Origin of the sequence: Terrisporobacter vanillatitrophus, assembly GCF_051148895.1 — a bacterium.
GTDB lineage: Bacteria > Bacillota > Clostridia > Peptostreptococcales > Peptostreptococcaceae > Terrisporobacter > Terrisporobacter vanillatitrophus.
Genome location: NZ_CP154625.1, coordinates 3,909,336 through 3,934,672 on the forward strand (window position 1 = coordinate 3,909,336; position 25,337 = coordinate 3,934,672).

The 25,337-nt window shown below is 41.9% G+C and carries 7 protein-coding genes, 23 tRNA genes and 8 rRNA genes; 1 reads left to right on the forward strand and 37 read right to left on the reverse strand.

Annotated elements, in window-relative coordinates:
- Positions 1-3 precede the first annotated feature (3 nt).
- The 29 genes from TVTCOM_RS19040 to TVTCOM_RS19180 form a co-directional block, all read right to left on the reverse strand.
- Positions 4-2,902, reverse strand: a 23S ribosomal RNA gene (locus TVTCOM_RS19040).
- Between the two features lie 144 nt (positions 2,903-3,046).
- Positions 3,047-3,122: transfer RNA gene (locus TVTCOM_RS19045), tRNA-Ala, on the reverse strand.
- 109 nt (positions 3,123-3,231) lie between these two features.
- Positions 3,232-4,736 (reverse strand): 16S ribosomal RNA (locus TVTCOM_RS19050).
- Between the two features lie 116 nt (positions 4,737-4,852).
- Positions 4,853-4,928, reverse strand: a tRNA-Phe gene (locus TVTCOM_RS19055).
- A gap of 3 nt (positions 4,929-4,931) precedes the next feature.
- Positions 4,932-5,008: transfer RNA gene (locus tag TVTCOM_RS19060), tRNA-Ile, on the reverse strand.
- Positions 5,009-5,014: 6 nt separating this feature from the next.
- A tRNA-Pro gene (locus TVTCOM_RS19065) sits at positions 5,015-5,091 on the reverse strand.
- A 45-nt stretch (positions 5,092-5,136) separates the two neighbouring features.
- A tRNA-Trp gene (locus TVTCOM_RS19070) sits at positions 5,137-5,212 on the reverse strand.
- Positions 5,213-5,222: 10 nt separating this feature from the next.
- A tRNA-Ile gene (locus TVTCOM_RS19075) sits at positions 5,223-5,299 on the reverse strand.
- A 9-nt stretch (positions 5,300-5,308) separates the two neighbouring features.
- Positions 5,309-5,385: transfer RNA gene (locus tag TVTCOM_RS19080), tRNA-Pro, on the reverse strand.
- Between the two features lie 7 nt (positions 5,386-5,392).
- Positions 5,393-5,485: transfer RNA gene (locus TVTCOM_RS19085), tRNA-Ser, on the reverse strand.
- 8 nt (positions 5,486-5,493) lie between these two features.
- Positions 5,494-5,582: transfer RNA gene (locus TVTCOM_RS19090), tRNA-Ser, on the reverse strand.
- 9 nt (positions 5,583-5,591) lie between these two features.
- Positions 5,592-5,667 (reverse strand) — tRNA-Lys (locus tag TVTCOM_RS19095).
- An 8-nt stretch (positions 5,668-5,675) separates the two neighbouring features.
- Positions 5,676-5,751, reverse strand: a tRNA-Gln gene (locus tag TVTCOM_RS19100).
- Between the two features lie 5 nt (positions 5,752-5,756).
- Positions 5,757-5,833 (reverse strand) — tRNA-Arg (locus TVTCOM_RS19105).
- Positions 5,834-5,843: 10 nt separating this feature from the next.
- Positions 5,844-5,917, reverse strand: a tRNA-Gly gene (locus tag TVTCOM_RS19110).
- Between the two features lie 10 nt (positions 5,918-5,927).
- Positions 5,928-6,012 (reverse strand) — tRNA-Tyr (locus TVTCOM_RS19115).
- Positions 6,013-6,021: 9 nt separating this feature from the next.
- Positions 6,022-6,096: transfer RNA gene (locus TVTCOM_RS19120), tRNA-Thr, on the reverse strand.
- A gap of 16 nt (positions 6,097-6,112) precedes the next feature.
- Positions 6,113-6,189 (reverse strand) — tRNA-Asp (locus tag TVTCOM_RS19125).
- A gap of 16 nt (positions 6,190-6,205) precedes the next feature.
- Positions 6,206-6,281 (reverse strand) — tRNA-Val (locus TVTCOM_RS19130).
- A 4-nt stretch (positions 6,282-6,285) separates the two neighbouring features.
- Positions 6,286-6,360 (reverse strand) — tRNA-Glu (locus TVTCOM_RS19135).
- Between the two features lie 13 nt (positions 6,361-6,373).
- Positions 6,374-6,449 (reverse strand) — tRNA-Met (locus tag TVTCOM_RS19140).
- 9 nt (positions 6,450-6,458) lie between these two features.
- Positions 6,459-6,548, reverse strand: a tRNA-Leu gene (locus TVTCOM_RS19145).
- 7 nt (positions 6,549-6,555) lie between these two features.
- Positions 6,556-6,630, reverse strand: a tRNA-Asn gene (locus TVTCOM_RS19150).
- Positions 6,631-6,635: 5 nt separating this feature from the next.
- A 5S ribosomal RNA gene (gene rrf / locus TVTCOM_RS19155) occupies positions 6,636-6,752 on the reverse strand.
- 119 nt (positions 6,753-6,871) lie between these two features.
- Positions 6,872-9,770: ribosomal RNA gene (locus tag TVTCOM_RS19160) — 23S ribosomal RNA — on the reverse strand.
- 144 nt (positions 9,771-9,914) lie between these two features.
- A tRNA-Ala gene (locus TVTCOM_RS19165) sits at positions 9,915-9,990 on the reverse strand.
- 109 nt (positions 9,991-10,099) lie between these two features.
- Positions 10,100-11,604, reverse strand: a 16S ribosomal RNA gene (locus TVTCOM_RS19170).
- The 16S, 23S and 5S rRNA genes sit together here with 22 tRNA genes alongside, the layout of an rRNA operon.
- Positions 11,605-12,123: 519 nt before the next feature.
- Positions 12,124-12,663: an anaerobic ribonucleoside-triphosphate reductase activating protein gene (gene nrdG / locus TVTCOM_RS19175; RefSeq protein WP_434797802.1), complete on the reverse strand. Its 540-nt coding sequence runs from the start codon at positions 12,661-12,663 to the stop codon at positions 12,124-12,126.
- A 22-nt stretch (positions 12,664-12,685) separates the two neighbouring features.
- Positions 12,686-15,037, reverse strand: a complete 2,352-nt coding sequence (locus tag TVTCOM_RS19180) for an anaerobic ribonucleoside triphosphate reductase (protein ID WP_434797803.1) — start codon at positions 15,035-15,037, stop codon at positions 12,686-12,688.
- Positions 15,038-15,254: 217 nt separating this feature from the next.
- Between TVTCOM_RS19180 and TVTCOM_RS19185 the strand changes: the two genes are divergently transcribed.
- Positions 15,255-16,439 carry a pyridoxal phosphate-dependent aminotransferase gene (locus TVTCOM_RS19185; RefSeq protein ID WP_434797804.1) on the forward strand — a complete coding sequence of 395 codons (1,185 nt, stop codon included), beginning with the start codon at positions 15,255-15,257 and terminating at the stop codon, positions 16,437-16,439.
- A 97-nt stretch (positions 16,440-16,536) separates the two neighbouring features.
- On the opposite strand, the gene rrf (TVTCOM_RS19190) is transcribed toward TVTCOM_RS19185, so the two are convergent.
- The 8 genes from rrf (TVTCOM_RS19190) to dusB form a co-directional block, all read right to left on the reverse strand.
- A 5S ribosomal RNA gene (gene rrf, locus TVTCOM_RS19190) occupies positions 16,537-16,653 on the reverse strand.
- A 71-nt stretch (positions 16,654-16,724) separates the two neighbouring features.
- Positions 16,725-19,623, reverse strand: a 23S ribosomal RNA gene (locus TVTCOM_RS19195).
- 144 nt (positions 19,624-19,767) lie between these two features.
- Positions 19,768-19,843 (reverse strand) — tRNA-Ala (locus TVTCOM_RS19200).
- A gap of 109 nt (positions 19,844-19,952) precedes the next feature.
- Positions 19,953-21,457 (reverse strand): 16S ribosomal RNA (locus TVTCOM_RS19205).
- A 260-nt stretch (positions 21,458-21,717) separates the two neighbouring features.
- On the reverse strand, positions 21,718-21,903 hold the full coding sequence (locus TVTCOM_RS19210; protein ID WP_434797805.1) for a hypothetical protein: 186 nt from the start codon (positions 21,901-21,903) through the stop codon (positions 21,718-21,720).
- Positions 21,904-22,187: 284 nt separating this feature from the next.
- Positions 22,188-23,708 carry a lysine--tRNA ligase gene (gene lysS / locus TVTCOM_RS19215; protein ID WP_434797806.1) on the reverse strand — a complete coding sequence of 507 codons (1,521 nt, stop codon included), beginning with the start codon at positions 23,706-23,708 and terminating at the stop codon, positions 22,188-22,190.
- Between the two features lie 40 nt (positions 23,709-23,748).
- Positions 23,749-24,225, reverse strand: coding sequence for a transcription elongation factor GreA (greA, locus tag TVTCOM_RS19220; RefSeq protein WP_434797807.1), 477 nt, complete (start codon positions 24,223-24,225; stop codon positions 23,749-23,751).
- Positions 24,226-24,322: 97 nt separating this feature from the next.
- On the reverse strand, positions 24,323-25,300 hold the full coding sequence (gene dusB, locus TVTCOM_RS19225; protein WP_434797808.1) for a tRNA dihydrouridine synthase DusB: 978 nt from the start codon (positions 25,298-25,300) through the stop codon (positions 24,323-24,325).
- Between the last annotated feature and the right edge of the window lie 37 nt (positions 25,301-25,337).

Here is a 25,337-nt window from a genome sequence, read left to right on the forward strand (position 1 = left end):
TTATTGGTCAAGTCCTCGACCTATTAGTATCAGTAAGCTACATATGTTACCACACTTCCACCTCTGACCTATCAACCATGTAGTCTTCATGGGGTCTTAACCTTACGGTGGGAAATCTTATCTTGAAGTAGGCTTCGCGCTTAGATGCTTTCAGCGCTTATCCTTTCCGTACTTAGCTACCCAGCTATGCCCTTGGCAGAACAACTGGTACACCAGCGGTACGTCCATCCCGGTCCTCTCGTACTAAGGACAGGTCTCCTCAAATTTCCTACGCCTGCGACGGATAGGGACCGAACTGTCTCACGACGTTCTGAACCCAGCTCGCGTACCACTTTAATGGGCGAACAGCCCAACCCTTGGGACCTACTACAGCCCCAGGATGTGATGAGCCGACATCGAGGTGCCAAACCTCCCCGTCGATGTGGACTCTTGGGGGAGATCAGCCTGTTATCCCCAGGGTAGCTTTTATCCGTTGAGCGATGGCCCTTCCATGCGGTACCACCGGATCACTAAGTCCGACTTTCGTCCTTGCTCGACCTGTATGTCTTGCAATCAAGCTCTCTTCTGCCTTTACACTCTTCGTACGATTTCCGACCGTACTGAGAGAACCTTTGAGCGCCTCCGTTACTTTTTAGGAGGCGACCGCCCCAGTCAAACTGTCCACCTGACAGTGTCCCACTACCTGATTCAAGGCAGCTGGTTAGAATCCCAGTACTACAAGGGTGGTATCCCAAGGATGGCTCCACACAGACTGACGTCCATGCTTCATAGCCTCCCACCTATCCTGTACATGTAGCACCGAGACTCAATGTCAAGCTACAGTAAAGCTCCATGGGGTCTTTCCGTCCTGTCGCAGGTAACCGGCATCTTCACCGGTATTACAATTTCACCCAGTCTGTTGTTGAGACAGTGCCCAAATCGTTACGCCTTTCGTGCGGGTCGGAACTTACCCGACAAGGAATTTCGCTACCTTAGGACCGTTATAGTTACGGCCGCCGTTTACTGGGGCTTAAGTTCACTGCTTCGGTTACCCTAACAGATCCCCTTAACCTTCCAGCACCGGGCAGGCGTCAGCTCCTATACATCGTCTTGCGACTTAGCAGAAACCTATGTTTTTGGTAAACAGTCGCTTGGGCCTATTCTCTGCGGCCATGTTTCCATGGCACCCCTTCTCCCTAAGTTACGGGGTCATTTTGCCGAGTTCCTTAACAACAGTTCTCTGGCTGGCCTTAGGATACTCTCCTCACCCACCTGTGTCGGTTTGCGGTACAGGCACCTTTAACCTCGATAGAGACTTTTCTCGACAGTGTGAAATCAGCTACTTCGCTACTAAATTTCGCTCCGCATCGTACCCCAGCATTATTCTAACGGATTTGCCTATTAGAACTGCCTCAATACTTGCCCGTACATAACCAACAGTACGGTTAGCTTATCCTTCTGTGTCATCCCATTTCTCAAACGGTTATTGGTGGTACAGGAATATCAACCTGTTGTCCATCACCTACGCCTTTCGGCCTCGGCTTAGGTCCTGACTAACCCAGGGCGGACGAACCTTCCCCTGGAAACCTTGGGTTTACGGCCTGTGGGATTCTCACCCACATCTCGCTACTCATGCCAACATTCTCACTTCTATACAGTCCACATCTCCTTACGGTAATGCTTCAATCCGTATAGAAAGCTCTCCTACCCATCATAAATGATGCCGTAGCTTCGGTAGTACGTTTTAGCCCCGGAAATTTTCGGCGCAGGATCACTCGACCAGTGAGCTATTACGCACTCTTTAAATGAGTGGCTGCTTCTAAGCCAACATCCTGGTTGTCTGTGCAATCCCACATCCTTTACCACTTAACGTACATTTAGGGACCTTAGCTGACGATCTGGGCTGTTGCCCTTTTGACTATGAATCTTATCACCCACAGTCTGACTCCCAAGTATAAGAATACGGCATTCGGAGTTTGATAGTCTTCGGTAAGTGCAATACCCCCTAGGACATTCAGTGCTCTACCTCCGCTTCTCTAAACCTTGAGGCTAGCCCTAAAGCTATTTCGGAGAGAACCAGCTATCTCCGGGCTCGATTGGAATTTCACCGCTATCCACAGGTCATCCCCGAGCTTTTCAACGCTCGTGGGTTCGGTCCTCCACGAAATTTTACTTTCGCTTCAACCTGCCCATGGATAGGTCGCCCGGTTTCGGGTCTACGTCAACTAACTAAACGCCCAGTTAAGACTCGCTTTCGCTACGGCTCCACACCTTAAGTGCTTAACCTTGCTAGGTAACGTAACTCGTTGGCCCGTTCTACAAAAAGTACGCAGTCACACAAGTAATGTGCTCCTACAGCTTGTAAGTGTAGGGTTTCAGGTTCTATTTCACTCCCCTCCCGGGGTTCTTTTCACCTTTCCCTCACGGTACTATACGCTATCGGTCACTAGGTAGTATTTAGGCTTGGAGGATGGTCCCTCCTGCTTCCCACAGGGTTTCACGTGTCCCGTGGTACTCTGGATCATATCTATCGATTTCTTGTTTCAACTACGTGGCTTTTACACTTTATAGCGGAGCTTTCCAACTCTCTTCACTTACAATTCCTCAACTTTATGATATGTCCGCAACCCCAACAAAGAAAACTTTATTGGTTTGGCCTGTTCCGCGTTCGCTCGCCGCTACTTACGGAATCGAATTTCTTTCTCTTCCTCCGGGTACTTAGATGTTTCAGTTCCCCGGGTTCCCCTGGCATGACTATGTATTCATCATACCATACTTAGACATTACTCTAAGTGAGTTTCCTCATTCGGAAATCTTGGGATCAAAGTTTACGTGCAACTCCCCCAAGCTTATCGCAGCTTATCGCGTCCTTCATCGGCTCCTAGTGCCAAGGCATTCGCCCTACACCCTTAATAACTTGACCAGTTATCAAAGTTTGATATTTTTAAAAGTTATCTTCTTTATATGATATATTTTTTAAGAAGTTTATCTTCTTCTTTTATAATGTCATATCACTAAATGTTATGCAGTTTTCAAAGTACTAAAGCACTTAACAAGTAAGTACAAATGGTGGAGATAAACGGGATCGAACCGTTGACCCCCTGCGTGCAAGGCAGGTGCTCTCCCAGCTGAGCTATACCCCCATATATTTTTCAACAAAATATATTATAATTACTTTGTCGAATCTTATCAATATTTTTTTGTAAGAGTTAAAGAACCCTCAAAATTAAACAGTAGGTTAATTCTCCCTAGAAAGGAGGTGATCCAGCCGCACCTTCCGATACGGCTACCTTGTTACGACTTCACCCCAGTTATTGATTTCACCTTCGACACTCGCTTCCCAAAAGGGTTAGCTAAGTGGCTTCGGGCGCCCCCAACTTCCGTGGTGTGACGGGCGGTGTGTACAAGACCCGGGAACGCATTCACCGCAGCATTCTGATCTGCGATTACTAGTAACTCCAGCTTCATGTAGGCGAGTTTCAGCCTACAATCCGAACTGAGAATGGCTTTAAGGGATTAGCTCGGCCTCACGACTTGGCTGCCCTCTGTACCACCCATTGTAGCACGTGTGTAGCCCTAAGCATAAGGGGCATGATGATTTGACGTCATCCCCACCTTCCTCCAGGTTATCCCTGGCAGTCCCTCTAGAGTGCCCAACTTAATGCTGGCAACTAAAGGCAAGGGTTGCGCTCGTTGCGGGACTTAACCCAACATCTCACGACACGAGCTGACGACAACCATGCACCACCTGTCACTTCTGTCCCCGAAGGGAAAAATGCGATTAGGCATCGGTCAAAAGGATGTCAAGCTTAGGTAAGGTTCTTCGCGTTGCTTCGAATTAAACCACATGCTCCGCTACTTGTGCGGGTCCCCGTCAATTCCTTTGAGTTTCACTCTTGCGAGCGTACTCCCCAGGCGGAGTACTTAATGCGTTAGCTGCGGCACCGAGGGGGGTAACCCCCGACACCTAGTACTCATCGTTTACGGCGTGGACTACCAGGGTATCTAATCCTGTTTGCTCCCCACGCTTTCGTGCCTCAGTGTCAGTTACAGTCCAGAAAGCCGCCTTCGCTACTGGTGTTCCTCCTAATATCTACGCATTTCACCGCTACACTAGGAATTCCACTTTCCTCTCCTGCACTCAAGTTTCCCAGTTTCAAGAGCTTACTACGGTTGAGCCGTAGCCTTTCACTCCTGACTTAAGAAACCACCTACGCACCCTTTACGCCCAGTAAATCCGGATAACGCTAGCCCCCTACGTATTACCGCGGCTGCTGGCACGTAGTTAGCCGGGGCTTCCTCCTCAAGTACCGTCATTATCTTCCTTGAGGACAGAGTTTTACGACCCGAAGGCCTTCATCACTCACGCGGCGTTGCTGCATCAGGCTTTCGCCCATTGTGCAATATTCCCCACTGCTGCCTCCCGTAGGAGTTTGGACCGTGTCTCAGTTCCAATGTGGCCGATCACCCTCTCAGGTCGGCTACTGATCGTCGCCTTGGTAAGCCGTTACCTTACCAACTAGCTAATCAGACGCGGGTCCATCTCATACCGCCGGAGCTTTGATAAGAAATCCATGTGAATCTCTTATATTATCCTGTATTAGCATACCTTTCGGTATGTTATCCATGTGTATGAGGCAGGTTACCCACGCGTTACTCACCCGTCCGCCGCTCTTCTCCGAAGAGAATCGCTCGACTTGCATGTGTTAGGCACGCCGCCAGCGTTCATCCTGAGCCAGGATCAAACTCTCAAATAAAAGTTGTCCAATTGCTCAGCTAATCATTATCTGAATATCTGGCTTGGTTTGTTTGTGTTTAATTCTTAAAGAATTAATTTATTGTTAACCTACTGTTTAATTTTCAAAGTTCTTTGTGGTGCCCAGAGGCGGAATCGAACCACCGACACGGGGATTTTCAGTCCCCTGCTCTACCGACTGAGCTATCTGGGCAAATGGTGGGCCTAGCTGGACTCGAACCAGCGACCTCACGCTTATCAGGCGTGCGCTCTAACCACCTGAGCTATAAGCCCTAATTTTGGTCGAGGTGAAGGGACTCGAACCCCCGGCCCCATGGTCCCAAACCAAGTGCGCTACCAAACTGCGCTACACCTCGAAGTATAAATTAGTAAAATACTGTTTTAAGTTTTTGAGTTTCTTGTGGCAGGGGTGGAGGGACTCGAACCCCCGGCGCACGGTTTTGGAGACCGACGCTCTACCAACTGAGCTACACCCCTATATTAAATATGGTGGACCATCAGGGACTCGAACCCCAGACCTACCGGTTATGAGCCGGGCGCTCTAACCAACTGAGCTAATGGTCCATATTATTCTGGTCGAGGTGAAGGGACTCGAACCCCCGGCCCCATGGTCCCAAACCAAGTGCGCTACCAAACTGCGCTACACCTCGTAAAAATTGGCGGAGAAGGAGGGATTCGAACCCTCGCACCGGTTTAATCCAGCCTAATCCCTTAGCAGGGGATCCTCTTGAGCCACTTGAGTACTTCTCCATATTTTTTGGCGGAGAGGGTGGGATTCGAACCCACGGTGCCGTTAAGCATCACTGGTTTTCAAGACCAGCTCCTTAAACCACTCGGACACCTCTCCAATTTTTAGTGGTGACCCATCGGAGATTCGAACTCCGGACACCTTGATTAAAAGTCAAGTGCTCTACCGACTGAGCTAATGAGTCATATTTAATGGCTGGGGATGCAGGACTTGAACCTACGCATGCATGAGTCAAAGTCATGTGCCTTACCGACTTGGCTAATCCCCAATATATGGTGAGCGCACAGGGATTCGAACCCCGGACACACGCCTTAGAAGGGCGTTGCTCTATCCAGCTGAGCTATGCACCCATATTTTAAATGGAGCGGGTGAAGGGGATCGAACCCTCACAGCCGGCTTGGAAGGCCGGAACTCTACCATTGAGCTACACCCGCATATATTTTTTGGTGGAGGATGGTGGATTCGAACCACCGAAAGCATCGCTAACAGATTTACAGTCTGCCCCCTTTGGCCGCTCGGGAAATCCTCCTAAGAATTTTGGAGCTGGTGATAGGAATCGAACCTACAACCTGCTGATTACAAGTCAGCTGCTCTACCGTTGAGCCACACCAGCATAGTGTTAATATTTATGGCGACCTGGAAGGGGCTCGAACCCTCGACCTCCAGCGTGACAGGCTGGCATTCTAACCAACTGAACTACCAGGCCGCATTATATGTTTTAATGGTGGGACCAACAGGGCTCGAACCTGTGACCCCCTGCTTGTAAGGCAGGTGCTCTCCCAGCTGAGCTATGGTCCCATAATGGTGACTCATAGGGGAATCGAACCCCTGTTACCGCCGTGAAAGGGCGGTGTCTTGACCGCTTGACCAATGAGCCATATATATTTAAATGGTTGCGGAGACAGGACTCGAACCTGTGACCTTCGGGTTATGAGCCCGACGAGCTGCCAACTGCTCCACTCCGCTATATTAATTTGGTGCCGAAGACCGGAATCGAACCGGTACGAAAGTATAAGTTTCGCAGGATTTTAAGTCCTGTGCGTCTGCCAGTTCCGCCACTTCGGCACTTTCTTGGCTCCAAGGGAGGGACTCGAACCCTCAGCCTATCGGTTAACAGCCGAGTGCTCCACCGTTGAGCTACCTTGGAACATTACGTGGCTACGTGCTACTCTCCCAGGAGGTCGCCCCCCAAGTACCATCGCCGCTCAAGAGCTTAACTTCTGTGTTCGGAATGGGAACAGGTGTATCCTCTTTGCTATAATAACCACATTTTTTTGCTGAACAAGTATTATAATAACATTTATTTAAAACCTTGTCAACTTTTTTATTTTATTTTTTTGAAAATTTTAATACTTTCAAAACTGCAAACATTTAAGATATAACTTATATTGGTCAAGTCCTCGACCTATTAGTATCAGTAAGCTACATATGTTACCACACTTCCACCTCTGACCTATCAACCATGTAGTCTTCATGGGGTCTTAACCTTACGGTGGGAAATCTTATCTTGAAGTAGGCTTCGCGCTTAGATGCTTTCAGCGCTTATCCTTTCCGTACTTAGCTACCCAGCTATGCCCTTGGCAGAACAACTGGTACACCAGCGGTACGTCCATCCCGGTCCTCTCGTACTAAGGACAGGTCTCCTCAAATTTCCTACGCCTGCGACGGATAGGGACCGAACTGTCTCACGACGTTCTGAACCCAGCTCGCGTACCACTTTAATGGGCGAACAGCCCAACCCTTGGGACCTACTACAGCCCCAGGATGTGATGAGCCGACATCGAGGTGCCAAACCTCCCCGTCGATGTGGACTCTTGGGGGAGATCAGCCTGTTATCCCCAGGGTAGCTTTTATCCGTTGAGCGATGGCCCTTCCATGCGGTACCACCGGATCACTAAGTCCGACTTTCGTCCTTGCTCGACCTGTATGTCTTGCAATCAAGCTCTCTTCTGCCTTTACACTCTTCGTACGATTTCCGACCGTACTGAGAGAACCTTTGAGCGCCTCCGTTACTTTTTAGGAGGCGACCGCCCCAGTCAAACTGTCCACCTGACAGTGTCCCACTACCTGATTCAAGGCAGCTGGTTAGAATCCCAGTACTACAAGGGTGGTATCCCAAGGATGGCTCCACACAGACTGACGTCCATGCTTCATAGCCTCCCACCTATCCTGTACATGTAGCACCGAGACTCAATGTCAAGCTACAGTAAAGCTCCATGGGGTCTTTCCGTCCTGTCGCAGGTAACCGGCATCTTCACCGGTATTACAATTTCACCCAGTCTGTTGTTGAGACAGTGCCCAAATCGTTACGCCTTTCGTGCGGGTCGGAACTTACCCGACAAGGAATTTCGCTACCTTAGGACCGTTATAGTTACGGCCGCCGTTTACTGGGGCTTAAGTTCACTGCTTCGGTTACCCTAACAGATCCCCTTAACCTTCCAGCACCGGGCAGGCGTCAGCTCCTATACATCGTCTTGCGACTTAGCAGAAACCTATGTTTTTGGTAAACAGTCGCTTGGGCCTATTCTCTGCGGCCATGTTTCCATGGCACCCCTTCTCCCTAAGTTACGGGGTCATTTTGCCGAGTTCCTTAACAACAGTTCTCTGGCTGGCCTTAGGATACTCTCCTCACCCACCTGTGTCGGTTTGCGGTACAGGCACCTTTAACCTCGATAGAGACTTTTCTCGACAGTGTGAAATCAGCTACTTCGCTACTAAATTTCGCTCCGCATCGTACCCCAGCATTATTCTAACGGATTTGCCTATTAGAACTGCCTCAATACTTGCCCGTACATAACCAACAGTACGGTTAGCTTATCCTTCTGTGTCATCCCATTTCTCAAACGGTTATTGGTGGTACAGGAATATCAACCTGTTGTCCATCACCTACGCCTTTCGGCCTCGGCTTAGGTCCTGACTAACCCAGGGCGGACGAACCTTCCCCTGGAAACCTTGGGTTTACGGCCTGTGGGATTCTCACCCACATCTCGCTACTCATGCCAACATTCTCACTTCTATACAGTCCACATCTCCTTACGGTAATGCTTCAATCCGTATAGAAAGCTCTCCTACCCATCATAAATGATGCCGTAGCTTCGGTAGTACGTTTTAGCCCCGGAAATTTTCGGCGCAGGATCACTCGACCAGTGAGCTATTACGCACTCTTTAAATGAGTGGCTGCTTCTAAGCCAACATCCTGGTTGTCTGTGCAATCCCACATCCTTTACCACTTAACGTACATTTAGGGACCTTAGCTGACGATCTGGGCTGTTGCCCTTTTGACTATGAATCTTATCACCCACAGTCTGACTCCCAAGTATAAGAATACGGCATTCGGAGTTTGATAGTCTTCGGTAAGTGCAATACCCCCTAGGACATTCAGTGCTCTACCTCCGCTTCTCTAAACCTTGAGGCTAGCCCTAAAGCTATTTCGGAGAGAACCAGCTATCTCCGGGCTCGATTGGAATTTCACCGCTATCCACAGGTCATCCCCGAGCTTTTCAACGCTCGTGGGTTCGGTCCTCCACGAAATTTTACTTTCGCTTCAACCTGCCCATGGATAGGTCGCCCGGTTTCGGGTCTACGTCAACTAACTAAACGCCCAGTTAAGACTCGCTTTCGCTACGGCTCCACACCTTAAGTGCTTAACCTTGCTAGGTAACGTAACTCGTTGGCCCGTTCTACAAAAAGTACGCAGTCACACAAGTAATGTGCTCCTACAGCTTGTAAGTGTAGGGTTTCAGGTTCTATTTCACTCCCCTCCCGGGGTTCTTTTCACCTTTCCCTCACGGTACTATACGCTATCGGTCACTAGGTAGTATTTAGGCTTGGAGGATGGTCCCTCCTGCTTCCCACAGGGTTTCACGTGTCCCGTGGTACTCTGGATCATATCTATCGATTTCTTGTTTCAACTACGTGGCTTTTACACTTTATAGCGGAGCTTTCCAACTCTCTTCACTTACAATTCCTCAACTTTATGATATGTCCGCAACCCCAACAAAGAAAACTTTATTGGTTTGGCCTGTTCCGCGTTCGCTCGCCGCTACTTACGGAATCGAATTTCTTTCTCTTCCTCCGGGTACTTAGATGTTTCAGTTCCCCGGGTTCCCCTGGCATGACTATGTATTCATCATACCATACTTAGACATTACTCTAAGTGAGTTTCCTCATTCGGAAATCTTGGGATCAAAGTTTACGTGCAACTCCCCCAAGCTTATCGCAGCTTATCGCGTCCTTCATCGGCTCCTAGTGCCAAGGCATTCGCCCTACACCCTTAATAACTTGACCAGTTATCAAAGTTTGATATTTTTAAAAGTTATCTTCTTTATATGATATATTTTTTAAGAAGTTTATCTTCTTCTTTTATAATGTCATATCACTAAATGTTATGCAGTTTTCAAAGTACTAAAGCACTTAACAAGTAAGTACAAATGGTGGAGATAAACGGGATCGAACCGTTGACCCCCTGCGTGCAAGGCAGGTGCTCTCCCAGCTGAGCTATACCCCCATATATTTTTCAACAAAATATATTATAATTACTTTGTCGAATCTTATCAATATTTTTTTGTAAGAGTTAAAGAACCCTCAAAATTAAACAGTAGGTTAATTCTCCCTAGAAAGGAGGTGATCCAGCCGCACCTTCCGATACGGCTACCTTGTTACGACTTCACCCCAGTTATTGATTTCACCTTCGACACTCGCTTCCCAAAAGGGTTAGCTAAGTGGCTTCGGGCGCCCCCAACTTCCGTGGTGTGACGGGCGGTGTGTACAAGACCCGGGAACGCATTCACCGCAGCATTCTGATCTGCGATTACTAGTAACTCCAGCTTCATGTAGGCGAGTTTCAGCCTACAATCCGAACTGAGAATGGCTTTAAGGGATTAGCTCGGCCTCACGACTTGGCTGCCCTCTGTACCACCCATTGTAGCACGTGTGTAGCCCTAAGCATAAGGGGCATGATGATTTGACGTCATCCCCACCTTCCTCCAGGTTATCCCTGGCAGTCCCTCTAGAGTGCCCAACTTAATGCTGGCAACTAAAGGCAAGGGTTGCGCTCGTTGCGGGACTTAACCCAACATCTCACGACACGAGCTGACGACAACCATGCACCACCTGTCACTTCTGTCCCCGAAGGGAAAAATGCGATTAGGCATCGGTCAAAAGGATGTCAAGCTTAGGTAAGGTTCTTCGCGTTGCTTCGAATTAAACCACATGCTCCGCTACTTGTGCGGGTCCCCGTCAATTCCTTTGAGTTTCACTCTTGCGAGCGTACTCCCCAGGCGGAGTACTTAATGCGTTAGCTGCGGCACCGAGGGGGGTAACCCCCGACACCTAGTACTCATCGTTTACGGCGTGGACTACCAGGGTATCTAATCCTGTTTGCTCCCCACGCTTTCGTGCCTCAGTGTCAGTTACAGTCCAGAAAGCCGCCTTCGCTACTGGTGTTCCTCCTAATATCTACGCATTTCACCGCTACACTAGGAATTCCACTTTCCTCTCCTGCACTCAAGTTTCCCAGTTTCAAGAGCTTACTACGGTTGAGCCGTAGCCTTTCACTCCTGACTTAAGAAACCACCTACGCACCCTTTACGCCCAGTAAATCCGGATAACGCTAGCCCCCTACGTATTACCGCGGCTGCTGGCACGTAGTTAGCCGGGGCTTCCTCCTCAAGTACCGTCATTATCTTCCTTGAGGACAGAGTTTTACGACCCGAAGGCCTTCATCACTCACGCGGCGTTGCTGCATCAGGCTTTCGCCCATTGTGCAATATTCCCCACTGCTGCCTCCCGTAGGAGTTTGGACCGTGTCTCAGTTCCAATGTGGCCGATCACCCTCTCAGGTCGGCTACTGATCGTCGCCTTGGTAAGCCGTTACCTTACCAACTAGCTAATCAGACGCGGGTCCATCTCATACCGCCGGAGCTTTGATAAGAAATCCATGTGAATCTCTTATATTATCCTGTATTAGCATACCTTTCGGTATGTTATCCATGTGTATGAGGCAGGTTACCCACGCGTTACTCACCCGTCCGCCGCTCTTCTCCGAAGAGAATCGCTCGACTTGCATGTGTTAGGCACGCCGCCAGCGTTCATCCTGAGCCAGGATCAAACTCTCAAATAAAAGTTGTCCAATTGTTCAGCTAATCATTATCTGAATATCTGGCTTGGTTTGTTTGTGTTTAATTCTTAAAGAATTAATTTATTGTTAACCTACTGTTTAATTTTCAAAGTTCTTTTATTTTAACCTCTTAAAGTTATCAAAATTATTTTCCTTTGTCAACATTTTTATTTTTTGCTGACTAGTTATCTTTTTGACAAGTATTACTTTATCATTTAAAGCTTTCTTTTGTCAACACTTTTTTTAAAGTTTTGTTTCTCTTTTGCCCTCGTTTCAAGGACAAGTATAACTATACCAGGTTTATTTTTCATCGTCAACCCTTTTTTTTAATATTTTTTTCATCAATTTTTACATATATATTTATCCACATTTCCACATTTTTATATACATTTAAATTTCAAACTTTAATAGAAGTCCATTATATTTTATCCACATATACACTATATTTATTCACATTTTTTATTTATATATTTTTAAAATAAAATTAAGGAAGATAATAAATTATATCATCTTCCTTAAAGATTATTTTGCCATATGTAGACTTTTTTCCATATATTCTTCTTTTAATACTATCTCATTTATCTTTAAGCTACTTTTAACATCTATTATCCTTTGATTTGATGATCCTCTAAATTTTAATCCTATATCTTTTTTTTCATATACGAATTTTCCATCTACTAATATATCTATATATTGCAATAAAGTTTTGTTATACATATATAAAGGGTTATTTTTACTTATTAAATATTCAAATTCAAAACCAGTGTAACACCAAACATCTAAACTTTCTAACTGTGCATATTTTGCAATTAATGATAATGCTTTTGGTTGTAAAAACGGTTCCCCACCTGATAAGGTTATTCCCCTATGCAATTTTAGTTTTTTTATTTCTTCTATAACATAATCTGTATCAACAATAATCCCACCTTCTAATTTATGGGTTTGAGGGTTATGACATTTATAACAATGGTGTATGCACCCCTGTGTCCAAATAACCATTCTAAGTCCAGGTCCATCTACAATACTATCATATGTCAATTGTGAGGCTAATCTTAATTTCATATAACCACTACCTTTAATATTTTTAATTATGTTTCACTCTATCTCTAACTTCTGCCTTTTTTGCATCATTAAACCTATCTACAGTTCCTACTAAATATCCTGTTATTCTTCTTATTCTCTCAAACTTTATATTGCTATCATTTTCATTTCTGCCACATTTCGGACATACAAATCCTTCTATAACTCCAGAGTAACCACATATAGGATCTCTATCAACTGGATGATTCACACTACCATATCCTATCCCAGATTCTTTCATTGCTCTTATTATTATTTCAAAAGCCTCTAAATTATTAGACGTATCTCCATCTAACTCTACATATGTAATATGTCCACCATTTGTTAACGCATGGTAAGGTGCTTCTTTTTTTATTTTATCATATGCACTTATTTTATAATAAACAGGTATGTGGAATGAATTTGTATAATATTCTTTGTCTGTTATACCTTTTATCTCTCCATATATTCTTTTGTCTATATCTGTAAATCTACCAGACAATCCTTCTGCTGGTGTTGCGATTAAAGAGAAATTTAACTTATATCTATCAGTAGCCTCATCCATTCTTTTTCTCATATGTGATATAATTTTCAATCCTAATTTTTGAGCTTCTTCACTTTCTCCATGATGTTTTCCTATTAACGCGATTAAGCACTCAGCTAAACCAATAAAGCCAAGTGTCAGAGTTCCTTGTTTAATCACTTCGTCTAACTTATCATCATAATTTAATTTATCCGAATCTCTCCATATACCTTGTCCCATTAAGAAAGGAAAATTTTTAACTTTTTTATTCCCTTGTATTTCCATTCTTTCTAATAATTCATCTATTACTAATTCTATTTTATTATCTAAATCCTTAAAAAAATCCTCTAAATTAGTTTTATCATTTTTTATTATTCCATGTTCTATGCCAAGCCTAGGTAAATTTATAGTTGTAAAAGATAAATTACCTCTGCCACTAACTTCATTTTTACCACATACATTACTCATTACCCTAGTTCTACATCCCATATAAGTTGCTTCTGTTTCTGGATTATTAGGTTCGTAATATTCTATGTTAAATGGCGCATCTAAGAAACTGAAATTAGGAAATAATCTTTTTGCTGATACTCTGCAAGATAATTTAAATAAATCATAGTTAGGATCACTTTCATTTAAATTGACGCCTTCTTTAACTTTAAATATAAGTATAGGGAATATAGCCGTTTCACCATTTCCTAAACCTTTTTCCATTGACAATAATAAATTCTTGCTTACCATTCTGCCTTCTAAAGATGTATCTGTTCCAAAATTTATACTGGAAAATGGTACTTGAGCTCCTGCCCTAGAGTGCATTGTATTTAGATTATGTATAAATCCTTCCATAGATTGATATGTCTGTTTATCTGTTTCTTTATATGCTTCTTTATATGCAAACTCTTGTATTCTAGTTGCTACATTTGAATCAATATTAAATTCCTTAATTATTTTTTCCCTTTCTAAGGTTTTATATTTATCTTCTTGTTTCAGTCCAACTTTTAATCCTGTTTCATTTTCTGTAGAGCATACTATTTCTTTTAATTTTTCAATATCATTTTTACCTACTAATAATTCTAAACCTTTTAGTAAATTATCTATGTATAGTTTCCTAAAAGTTTTATATACACCTTTAGACATATCATAATCAAAAAACGGTATACTTTGTCCTCCATGTTGATCATTTTGATCACTCTGAATTGCAATGGCCGCCAAAGCACCATAACTCATAATACTATTAGGTTCTCTTAAAAATCCATGTCCTGTTGAAAATCCATTTTTAAAAAGCTTATCCAACTTAATTTGACAACATGTTAATGTACCCATATTAAGAAAGTCCATATCATGTATATGTATATCTCCACTATCATGAGCATGAACATGTTCAGGTTTTAATACAAAAGTTTTGCAAAATTCTTTAGAAACTGCACTTCCATACTGTAGCATTGTTCCCATAGCAGTATTTCCATCAATATTAGCATTTTCTCTTTTTATATTAGCATCACTAGCATCTTCAAATGTTATTTGACTTATAGATTTCATAAGTCTTGTACGAGAGTTTCTTATTCTACTTCTTTCATTTCTATATGTAATATACTTTTCACTAGTTCTAGCATGACCATCTTCTATTAAAACTTTTACTACTATATTTTGTATATCTTCAACTCCAGGAATTGTGTCTTTAAATTTAGAACTCAGTATTTTTATTACATTTTGACTTAGTTCTTCAGACATCTCATAACTAGGTACTACTCCCTCTTCTTTTGCCACTTCACTAGCTGCTTTAAATATGGCTCTTGTTATTCTATCTTCATTAAGTTTTACGATTCTTCCATCCCTTTTTCTAATATAGTCTAACATTAAAAAAACCTCCTAATCACTATATATTGTATAACTTTCATAGTTTAACCACTATATGTGGTATATATCCACTATTTATAATAGAATAACACTTATTAAAAGGCTTTGTCTATAAAGTACTTAAAAATTTTTTTGTCAACAAAAGTTATTAGTTTTCATGAAATTTTTCTTATTTTATTGTATTATAGATAATATACTTATTTAAGGGGGTAAAAAAATGTTATCTAATCGACTTAGTATTATCTCACCGTCTTGCACTATAGGAATTAGTTCAAAGGTAAAAAAAATGAGAGAATCAGGTAAAGATGTTATAAGTTTAAGTATAGGGGAGCCAGATTTTAATGTTCCTAAAAAAGCTCTTGAATGCGGAGTTCAATCTTTAAATGAAAATTGCACAAAATATGATTTGGTTCCTGGGTTAACTATACTTAGAGATGAAATTTGTAAGAAATTATTAGAGGAAAATAACTGTTGTTATTCTTCAGATGAAATAGTTCTATCTAGTGGTGCAAAAAATGCTATAACAAATGCTTTGTTAGTAGTCACAGATCCAGGAGATGAAGTTTTAATACCAAAACCATATTGGGTAAGTTATTCCGAGATGACTAAACTCGTTAATGCAGTTCCTGTGCCAATTGAAACAAATAAGTCAAATGACTTTAAATTAACAGCTGATTTATTAGAAAAATATATAACTGACAAGACTAAAATGCTTTTATTAAACAACCCATCCAATCCAACAGGAAGTGTTTATACAAAAGAAGAGTTATTAAAAATAGTAAATGTATGTTTAGAAAAAAATATCTATATATTATCTGACGAAATTTATGAAAGAATTTGTTATAATGATAAATTTGTGTCTGTTGCATCTTTGGGGGAAGAAGTAAAAAATATTACTATTACTATTAATGGATTTGCAAAATCAGCTGCAATGACTGGACTTCGATTAGGGTACACTGCTTCAAATAAAGAAATAGCGCAGGGAATTAGCGCAATACAAGGTCACTTAGTTTCTCACCCATCTTTAACGGCACAATATATAGGATATGGAGCATTGAAGTATTGTAAAAAGGATATAGATAATATGGTAAACACATATAAATCTAGAAGAGATTTAATTACTTCTAAATTGGATACCATGAAATATACAGACTATATTTATCCAAATGGTGCATTCTATGTATTTATAGACTTGTCACAAGTTGCTAAAAAATATAAATATAACGAAAGTTTTTCTATTGAGTTTTGTGATGAATTCCTATCTAAATACAATGTGGCCATAGTTCCTGGTAAAGCTTTTGGAATTGATGAATATGTACGTATATCTTACGCTTGCTCGGAAAAAGAATTTTTAGAAGGATTAAATAGATTGGAAAATTTCATTTTAGAAATAATGGATTAAAATCCTATACAAATATACGAAAAAGCCATGTAAAAACTAATTTACATGGCTTCTTTAGTTGGTTTTTTACATGGCTTGTATTTTTTATAAAAAAATTACGTGGCTACGTGCTACTCTCCCAGGAGGTCGCCCCCCAAGTACCATCGCCGCTCAAGAGCTTAACTTCTGTGTTCGGAATGGGAACAGGTGTATCCTCTTTGCTATAATAACCACATAATCTTTATATTAAAGTATTAACTTTTGTTAGTACTTTCAAAACTGCAAACATTTAAGATATAAATTATATTGGTCAAGTCCTCGACCTATTAGTATCAGTAAGCTACATATGTTACCACACTTCCACCTCTGACCTATCAACCATGTAGTCTTCATGGGGTCTTAACCTTACGGTGGGAAATCTTATCTTGAAGTAGGCTTCGCGCTTAGATGCTTTCAGCGCTTATCCTTTCCGTACTTAGCTACCCAGCTATGCCCTTGGCAGAACAACTGGTACACCAGCGGTACGTCCATCCCGGTCCTCTCGTACTAAGGACAGGTCTCCTCAAATTTCCTACGCCTGCGACGGATAGGGACCGAACTGTCTCACGACGTTCTGAACCCAGCTCGCGTACCACTTTAATGGGCGAACAGCCCAACCCTTGGGACCTACTACAGCCCCAGGATGTGATGAGCCGACATCGAGGTGCCAAACCTCCCCGTCGATGTGGACTCTTGGGGGAGATCAGCCTGTTATCCCCAGGGTAGCTTTTATCCGTTGAGCGATGGCCCTTCCATGCGGTACCACCGGATCACTAAGTCCGACTTTCGTCCTTGCTCGACCTGTATGTCTTGCAATCAAGCTCTCTTCTGCCTTTACACTCTTCGTACGATTTCCGACCGTACTGAGAGAACCTTTGAGCGCCTCCGTTACTTTTTAGGAGGCGACCGCCCCAGTCAAACTGTCCACCTGACAGTGTCCCACTACCTGATTCAAGGCAGCTGGTTAGAATCTCAGTACTACAAGGGTGGTATCCCAAGGATGGCTCCACACAGACTGACGTCCATGCTTCATAGCCTCCCACCTATCCTGTACATGTAGCACCGAGACTCAATGTCAAGCTACAGTAAAGCTCCATGGGGTCTTTCCGTCCTGTCGCAGGTAACCGGCATCTTCACCGGTATTACAATTTCACCCAGTCTGTTGTTGAGACAGTGCCCAAATCGTTACGCCTTTCGTGCGGGTCGGAACTTACCCGACAAGGAATTTCGCTACCTTAGGACCGTTATAGTTACGGCCGCCGTTTACTGGGGCTTAAGTTCACTGCTTCGGTTGCCCTAACAGATCCCCTTAACCTTCCAGCACCGGGCAGGCGTCAGCTCCTATACATCGTCTTGCGACTTAGCAGAAACCTATGTTTTTGGTAAACAGTCGCTTGGGCCTATTCTCTGCGGCCATGTTTCCATGGCACCCCTTCTCCCTAAGTTACGGGGTCATTTTGCCGAGTTCCTTAACAACAGTTCTCTGGCTGGCCTTAGGATACTCTCCTCACCCACCTGTGTCGGTTTGCGGTACAGGCACCTTTAACCTCGATAGAGACTTTTCTCGACAGTGTGAAATCAGCTACTTCGCTACTAAATTTCGCTCCGCATCGTACCCCAGCATTATTCTAACGGATTTGCCTATTAGAACTGCCTCAATACTTGCCCGTACATAACCAACAGTACGGTTAGCTTATCCTTCTGTGTCATCCCATTTCTCAAACGGTTATTGGTGGTACAGGAATATCAACCTGTTGTCCATCACCTACGCCTTTCGGCCTCGGCTTAGGTCCTGACTAACCCAGGGCGGACGAACCTTCCCCTGGAAACCTTGGGTTTACGGTCTGTGGGATTCTCACCCACATCTCGCTACTCATGCCAACATTCTCACTTCTATACAGTCCACATCTCCTTACGGTAATGCTTCAATCCGTATAGAAAGCTCTCCTACCCATCATAAATGATGCCGTAGCTTCGGTAGTACGTTTTAGCCCCGGAAATTTTCGGCGCAGGATCACTCGACCAGTGAGCTATTACGCACTCTTTAAATGAGTGGCTGCTTCTAAGCCAACATCCTGGTTGTCTGTGCAATCCCACATCCTTTACCACTTAACGTACATTTAGGGACCTTAGCTGACGATCTGGGCTGTTGCCCTTTTGACTATGAATCTTATCACCCACAGTCTGACTCCCAAGTATAAGAATACGGCATTCGGAGTTTGATAGTCTTCGGTAAGTGCAATACCCCCTAGGACATTCAGTGCTCTACCTCCGCTTCTCTAAACCTTGAGGCTAGCCCTAAAGCTATTTCGGAGAGAACCAGCTATCTCCGGGCTCGATTGGAATTTCACCGCTATCCACAGGTCATCCCCGAGCTTTTCAACGCTCGTGGGTTCGGTCCTCCACGAAATTTTACTTTCGCTTCAACCTGCCCATGGATAGGTCGCCCGGTTTCGGGTCTACGTCAACTAACTAAACGCCCAGTTAAGACTCGCTTTCGCTACGGCTCCACACCTTAAGTGCTTAACCTTGCTAGGTAACGTAACTCGTTGGCCCGTTCTACAAAAAGTACGCAGTCACACAAGTAATGTGCTCCTACAGCTTGTAAGTGTAGGGTTTCAGGTTCTATTTCACTCCCCTCCCGGGGTTCTTTTCACCTTTCCCTCACGGTACTATACGCTATCGGTCACTAGGTAGTATTTAGGCTTGGAGGATGGTCCCTCCTGCTTCCCACAGGGTTTCACGTGTCCCGTGGTACTCTGGATCATATCTATCGATTTCTTGTTTCAACTACGTGGCTTTTACACTTTATAGCGGAGCTTTCCAACTCTCTTCACTTACAATTCCTCAACTTTATGATATGTCCGCAACCCCAACAAAGAAAACTTTATTGGTTTGGCCTGTTCCGCGTTCGCTCGCCGCTACTTACGGAATCGAATTTCTTTCTCTTCCTCCGGGTACTTAGATGTTTCAGTTCCCCGGGTTCCCCTGGCATGACTATGTATTCATCATACCATACTTAGACATTACTCTAAGTGAGTTTCCTCATTCGGAAATCTTGGGATCAAAGTTTACGTGCAACTCCCCCAAGCTTATCGCAGCTTATCGCGTCCTTCATCGGCTCCTAGTGCCAAGGCATTCGCCCTACACCCTTAATAACTTGACCAGTTATCAAAGTTTGATATTTTTAAAAGTTATCTTCTTTATATGATATATTTTTTAAGAAGTTTATCTTCTTCTTTTATAATGTCATATCACTAAATGTTATGCAGTTTTCAAAGTACTAAAGCACTTAACAAGTAAGTACAAATGGTGGAGATAAACGGGATCGAACCGTTGACCCCCTGCGTGCAAGGCAGGTGCTCTCCCAGCTGAGCTATACCCCCATATATTTTTCAACAAAATATATTATAATTACTTTGTCGAATCTTATCAATATTTTTTTGTAAGAGTTAAAGAACCCTCAAAATTAAACAGTAGGTTAATTCTCCCTAGAAAGGAGGTGATCCAGCCGCACCTTCCGATACGGCTACCTTGTTACGACTTCACCCCAGTTATTGATTTCACCTTCGACACTCGCTTCCCAAAAGGGTTAGCTAAGTGGCTTCGGGCGCCCCCAACTTCCGTGGTGTGACGGGCGGTGTGTACAAGACCCGGGAACGCATTCACCGCAGCATTCTGATCTGCGATTACTAGTAACTCCAGCTTCATGTAGGCGAGTTTCAGCCTACAATCCGAACTGAGAATGGCTTTAAGGGATTAGCTCGGCCTCACGACTTGGCTGCCCTCTGTACCACCCATTGTAGCACGTGTGTAGCCCTAAGCATAAGGGGCATGATGATTTGACGTCATCCCCACCTTCCTCCAGGTTATCCCTGGCAGTCCCTCTAGAGTGCCCAACTTAATGCTGGCAACTAAAGGCAAGGGTTGCGCTCGTTGCGGGACTTAACCCAACATCTCACGACACGAGCTGACGACAACCATGCACCACCTGTCACTTCTGTCCCCGAAGGGAAAAATGCGATTAGGCATCGGTCAAAAGGATGTCAAGCTTAGGTAAGGTTCTTCGCGTTGCTTCGAATTAAACCACATGCTCCGCTACTTGTGCGGGTCCCCGTCAATTCCTTTGAGTTTCACTCTTGCGAGCGTACTCCCCAGGCGGAGTACTTAATGCGTTAGCTGCGGCACCGAGGGGGGTAACCCCCGACACCTAGTACTCATCGTTTACGGCGTGGACTACCAGGGTATCTAATCCTGTTTGCTCCCCACGCTTTCGTGCCTCAGTGTCAGTTACAGTCCAGAAAGCCGCCTTCGCTACTGGTGTTCCTCCTAATATCTACGCATTTCACCGCTACACTAGGAATTCCACTTTCCTCTCCTGCACTCAAGTTCCCCAGTTTCAAGAGCTTACTACGGTTGAGCCGTAGCCTTTCACTCCTGACTTAAGAAACCACCTACGCACCCTTTACGCCCAGTAAATCCGGATAACGCTAGCCCCCTACGTATTACCGCGGCTGCTGGCACGTAGTTAGCCGGGGCTTCCTCCTCAAGTACCGTCATTATCTTCCTTGAGGACAGAGTTTTACGACCCGAAGGCCTTCATCACTCACGCGGCGTTGCTGCATCAGGCTTTCGCCCATTGTGCAATATTCCCCACTGCTGCCTCCCGTAGGAGTTTGGACCGTGTCTCAGTTCCAATGTGGCCGATCACCCTCTCAGGTCGGCTACTGATCGTCGCCTTGGTAAGCCGTTACCTTACCAACTAGCTAATCAGACGCGGGTCCATCTCATACCGCCGGAGCTTTGATAAGAAATCCATGTGAATCTCTTATATTATCCTGTATTAGCATACCTTTCGGTATGTTATCCATGTGTATGAGGCAGGTTACCCACGCGTTACTCACCCGTCCGCCGCTCTTCTCCGAAGAGAATCGCTCGACTTGCATGTGTTAGGCACGCCGCCAGCGTTCATCCTGAGCCAGGATCAAACTCTCAAATAAAAGTTGTCCAATTGCTCAGCTAATCATTATCTGAATATCTGGCTTGGTTTGTTTGTGTTTAATTCTTAAAGAATTAATTTATTATTAACCTACTGTTTAATTTTCAAAGTTCTTTTGCTTGTTTCAGCTTTTTCATTCTACCAAAGCTGTTTTTCTTTGTCAACTACTTTTTTAAGAAGTTTTTTGCTGACGTTTTGTCCCTATCTCAAGGACAAGTAATACTATATCATTTATAATACAATAGGTCAATACTTTTTTATTTATTTTGCTATTTTATTTTTATAATCATACGCAACATTTGCAGTAGCTGGCTTTTTGTTATTATTTTTATTATTACAACTAACTTTATTAAATACTTTTAGTGTATCCTCACATATAAAAATCATGACCTGCAAAGATAAAAAGCATATACTTATAAGACATATCCATGACATAATTTGATTCATTTTCATAGCCCCTTCCGTATAACATTAATTTTTATATTCATTTCTAAGTATTTGTTACTTTTTCCTTTAATAATTTTTCTTCCATTATTCTCATAATAAAATACTATTTTTTCTTTTTTATCATTTTAAATTAGGTAACAACATTTTTTCTTCATGTTTTTTATATTTTACTGTTGATATAGTAATTAATTTTTGTAGTAAAAATGGTTATATTTTTATATAATCAAAAAACTCATACTTATACAACCATTAAAGTTAATAAGCATGAGTTTTCTATATTAAGACTATTCTTCTATTTGGTTTTTATTTTGATCAATAGGTTTCATAGTTGGGAATAGTATTACATCTCTTATTGATGCAGAGTTAGTAAGTAACATCATAACTCTATCTATACCTATTCCAAGTCCACCTGTTGGAGGTAAACCTACTTCTAGTGCATTTATGAAGTCCTCGTCCATATCACAAGCTTCATCATCACCTAATTCTTTCTTTCTCATTTGATCCATAAATCTTCCTTTTTGGTCGATTGGGTCATTAAGTTCAGAGAATGCGTTAGCTAATTCCCATTTATTTGCAAAAGCTTCAAATCTATCAGTTTTTCTTGGATCTTCAGCATTTCTTTTAGCAAGAGGCGATACTTCAACTGGATGATGAGTTATAAATGTTGGTTGTATTAATTTATCTTCACCAAATTCTTCAAAGAATGCATTTATAACTTCTCCTCTTCTCATTCCAGGAGTTATTTCTATTCCTTTTTCTCTAGCTACTGCTAAAGCTTCTTCATCAGTTTCTATTGTATCAAAGTCCACACCAGCATATTCCTTAACACATTCTATCATAGTCATTCTTTTCCATGGTGGTTTAAAATCTATTTCAGTACCCTGGAAGTTTACAACTGTGCTTCCTGTAGCAACTTCTGCCATATGAGCTATAACATTTTCAGTTAATTCCATCATATCATTGAAGTCAGCATACGCTTGGTACATTTCTATAGCAGTGTATTCTGGGTTATGGTTAACATCCATTCCTTCATTTCTGAACATTCTACCCATTTCGTATACTTTATCAAATCCACCTACTATAAGTCTTTTTAAGTATAATTCATTTGCTATTCTTAAGTACATTGGTATATCTAGTGTATTGTGATGTGTTACGAAAGGTCTAGCATTTGCTCCACCAGCTATTGTATTTAATATTGGTGTTTCAACTTCTAAGAATCCTCTAGTATCTAAGTAGTTTCTTAATGCTTTTAAAGCTTTTGTTCTTGTTAAGAATGCTTGTTTTACTTCTGGATTAACTATTAAGTCTACATATCTTTGTCTGTATCTTAAATCTACATCTTTTAATCCATGATATTTTTCAGGTAAAACTTGTAATGATTTAGATAATAAAACTACACTAGAAGCTTTTACTGATATTTCTTCTTTTTTTGTTTTAAATACAGCACCTTCTAAACCTATTATGTCACCTATATCGTATGTTTTGAATAAATCATATTCTTCTTCACCTATTTGGTCTTTTCTTACGTAGCATTGTATTCTTCCTTCTTGGTCTTGGATATCTATAAATCCAGCTTTACCTTGAAGTCTTTTACTCATTATACGTCCAGCTATTTTAACAACTTTTCCATCCATTTCTTCAAAGTTATTTTTTATATCCATAGAATAGTTAGTTCTATCATATCTACTTTGTACGAATGGATCTCTTCCCATTTCTTGTAATTTAGCTAATTTTTCTCTTCTTACTTTAAGTACTTCTGTAAGGTCTTCTTGGTTATCAATCACATTTTGTTGATCTTTACTCATTTTTTTCCTCCAAGTCTCTTCTTATTAAATCTTAATTAAACTATCTTCTTATATCTAATATTTTATATATTACAACACCGTTTGGTACCTGAACTTCAACATCATCACCTTTGTGTTTTCCTATAAACGCGCTACCTACTGGTGATTCATTTGATATTTTCCCATTGTATGGATCAGCTTCTGCAGAACCTACTATTGTATATTCTACTTCTTCTTCAAAATCAGTATCATACACTTTAACTGTCGATCCAATTGTTACCATATTGCTGTCTATTTGACTTTCATCTATTATAACAGCTTTTCTTAAAATATTTTCTAATTTTACAATTCTTTCTTCTACTTGAGCTTGCTCATTTTTAGCTTCATCGTATTCAGCATTTTCTGATAAGTCTCCAAATGAAATAGCTACTTTTATTCTCTCTGCAACTTCTTTTCTCTTAACTGTTTTTAAGTACTCTACTTCTTCTTCTATTTTGTTGTAACCTTCTTGTGTAAGTATCTCTTGTTTTTCTACCATAACCCCTACAACTCCTTCTATATATTTTTAAAATATGATTATTCAGCATATTTTACATTTATTCCTATTGATTTATTATGCGCTATATTATAAGTCACTATCTTATTTGTGTCAAGGAGTGTTCCATATACTCTTCTAACATAGCAATTACTTCTTTGTAATCTGTTATTTTATTAATTTGATCTCTGTATTTAGCAGAGTTTTTTAAACCTTTTAAATACCAACCTATATGTTTTCTCATTTCTCTTACAGCAACATACTCTCCATGTTCAGCTACTGCTAAATTCATGTGTTTTATTGATGTAGTTATTTTTTCTTCTAGTGTTGCCTCTGGTAATATTTTTCCTGTTTCTATATAATGATTTATTCTTTTAAATATCCAAGGGTTTCCTTGCGCACCCCTACCAATCATTATAGCATCACATTTAGTTTTTTCTAACATATTTACTGCATCTTCAACATCAAATACGTCACCATTACCTATTACAGGTATCTTTATAGTTTGCTTTATTTGTTCAATTATATCCCAATCTGCTTTACCAGAATAAAATTGTTCTCTTGTTCTACCGTGTATAGCTAATGCACTTATTCCACATTCTTCTGCTATTTTAGCTATCTCCACAGCATTTATACTATTATCATCCCAGCCTTTTCTTATTTTTAATGTAACTGGTTTTTTTGAGTTCTTAACTACTGAACTTAAAACTTCTGCTGCTAATTTAGGATTTCTCATCAAAGCAGATCCATCACCGTTTTTTATAACTTTCGGTGCTGGACATCCCATATTTATATCCAAAATTTCATTTGAATATTCATTCATTATAGCTGCTGCTTTTCCCATAAATTCTGGTTCTGATCCAAATATTTGAACTGCAATAGGATGTTCTTCATCTTCTATTTTTAACATATTTTTAGTATTTTCATCATCATAGCAAAGAGCCTTAGCATTTATCATCTCCGTATAAAGCATCCCACATCCTTTTTCTTTACAAATTAATCTAAAGGGTAAGTCTGTTACACCTGCCATAGGAGATAAAAAAACTTTATTATTTAATTGGACATTGCCTATTTTCATCTTCTGTCTCCTTTTAATTATGAATTATTTATAATGA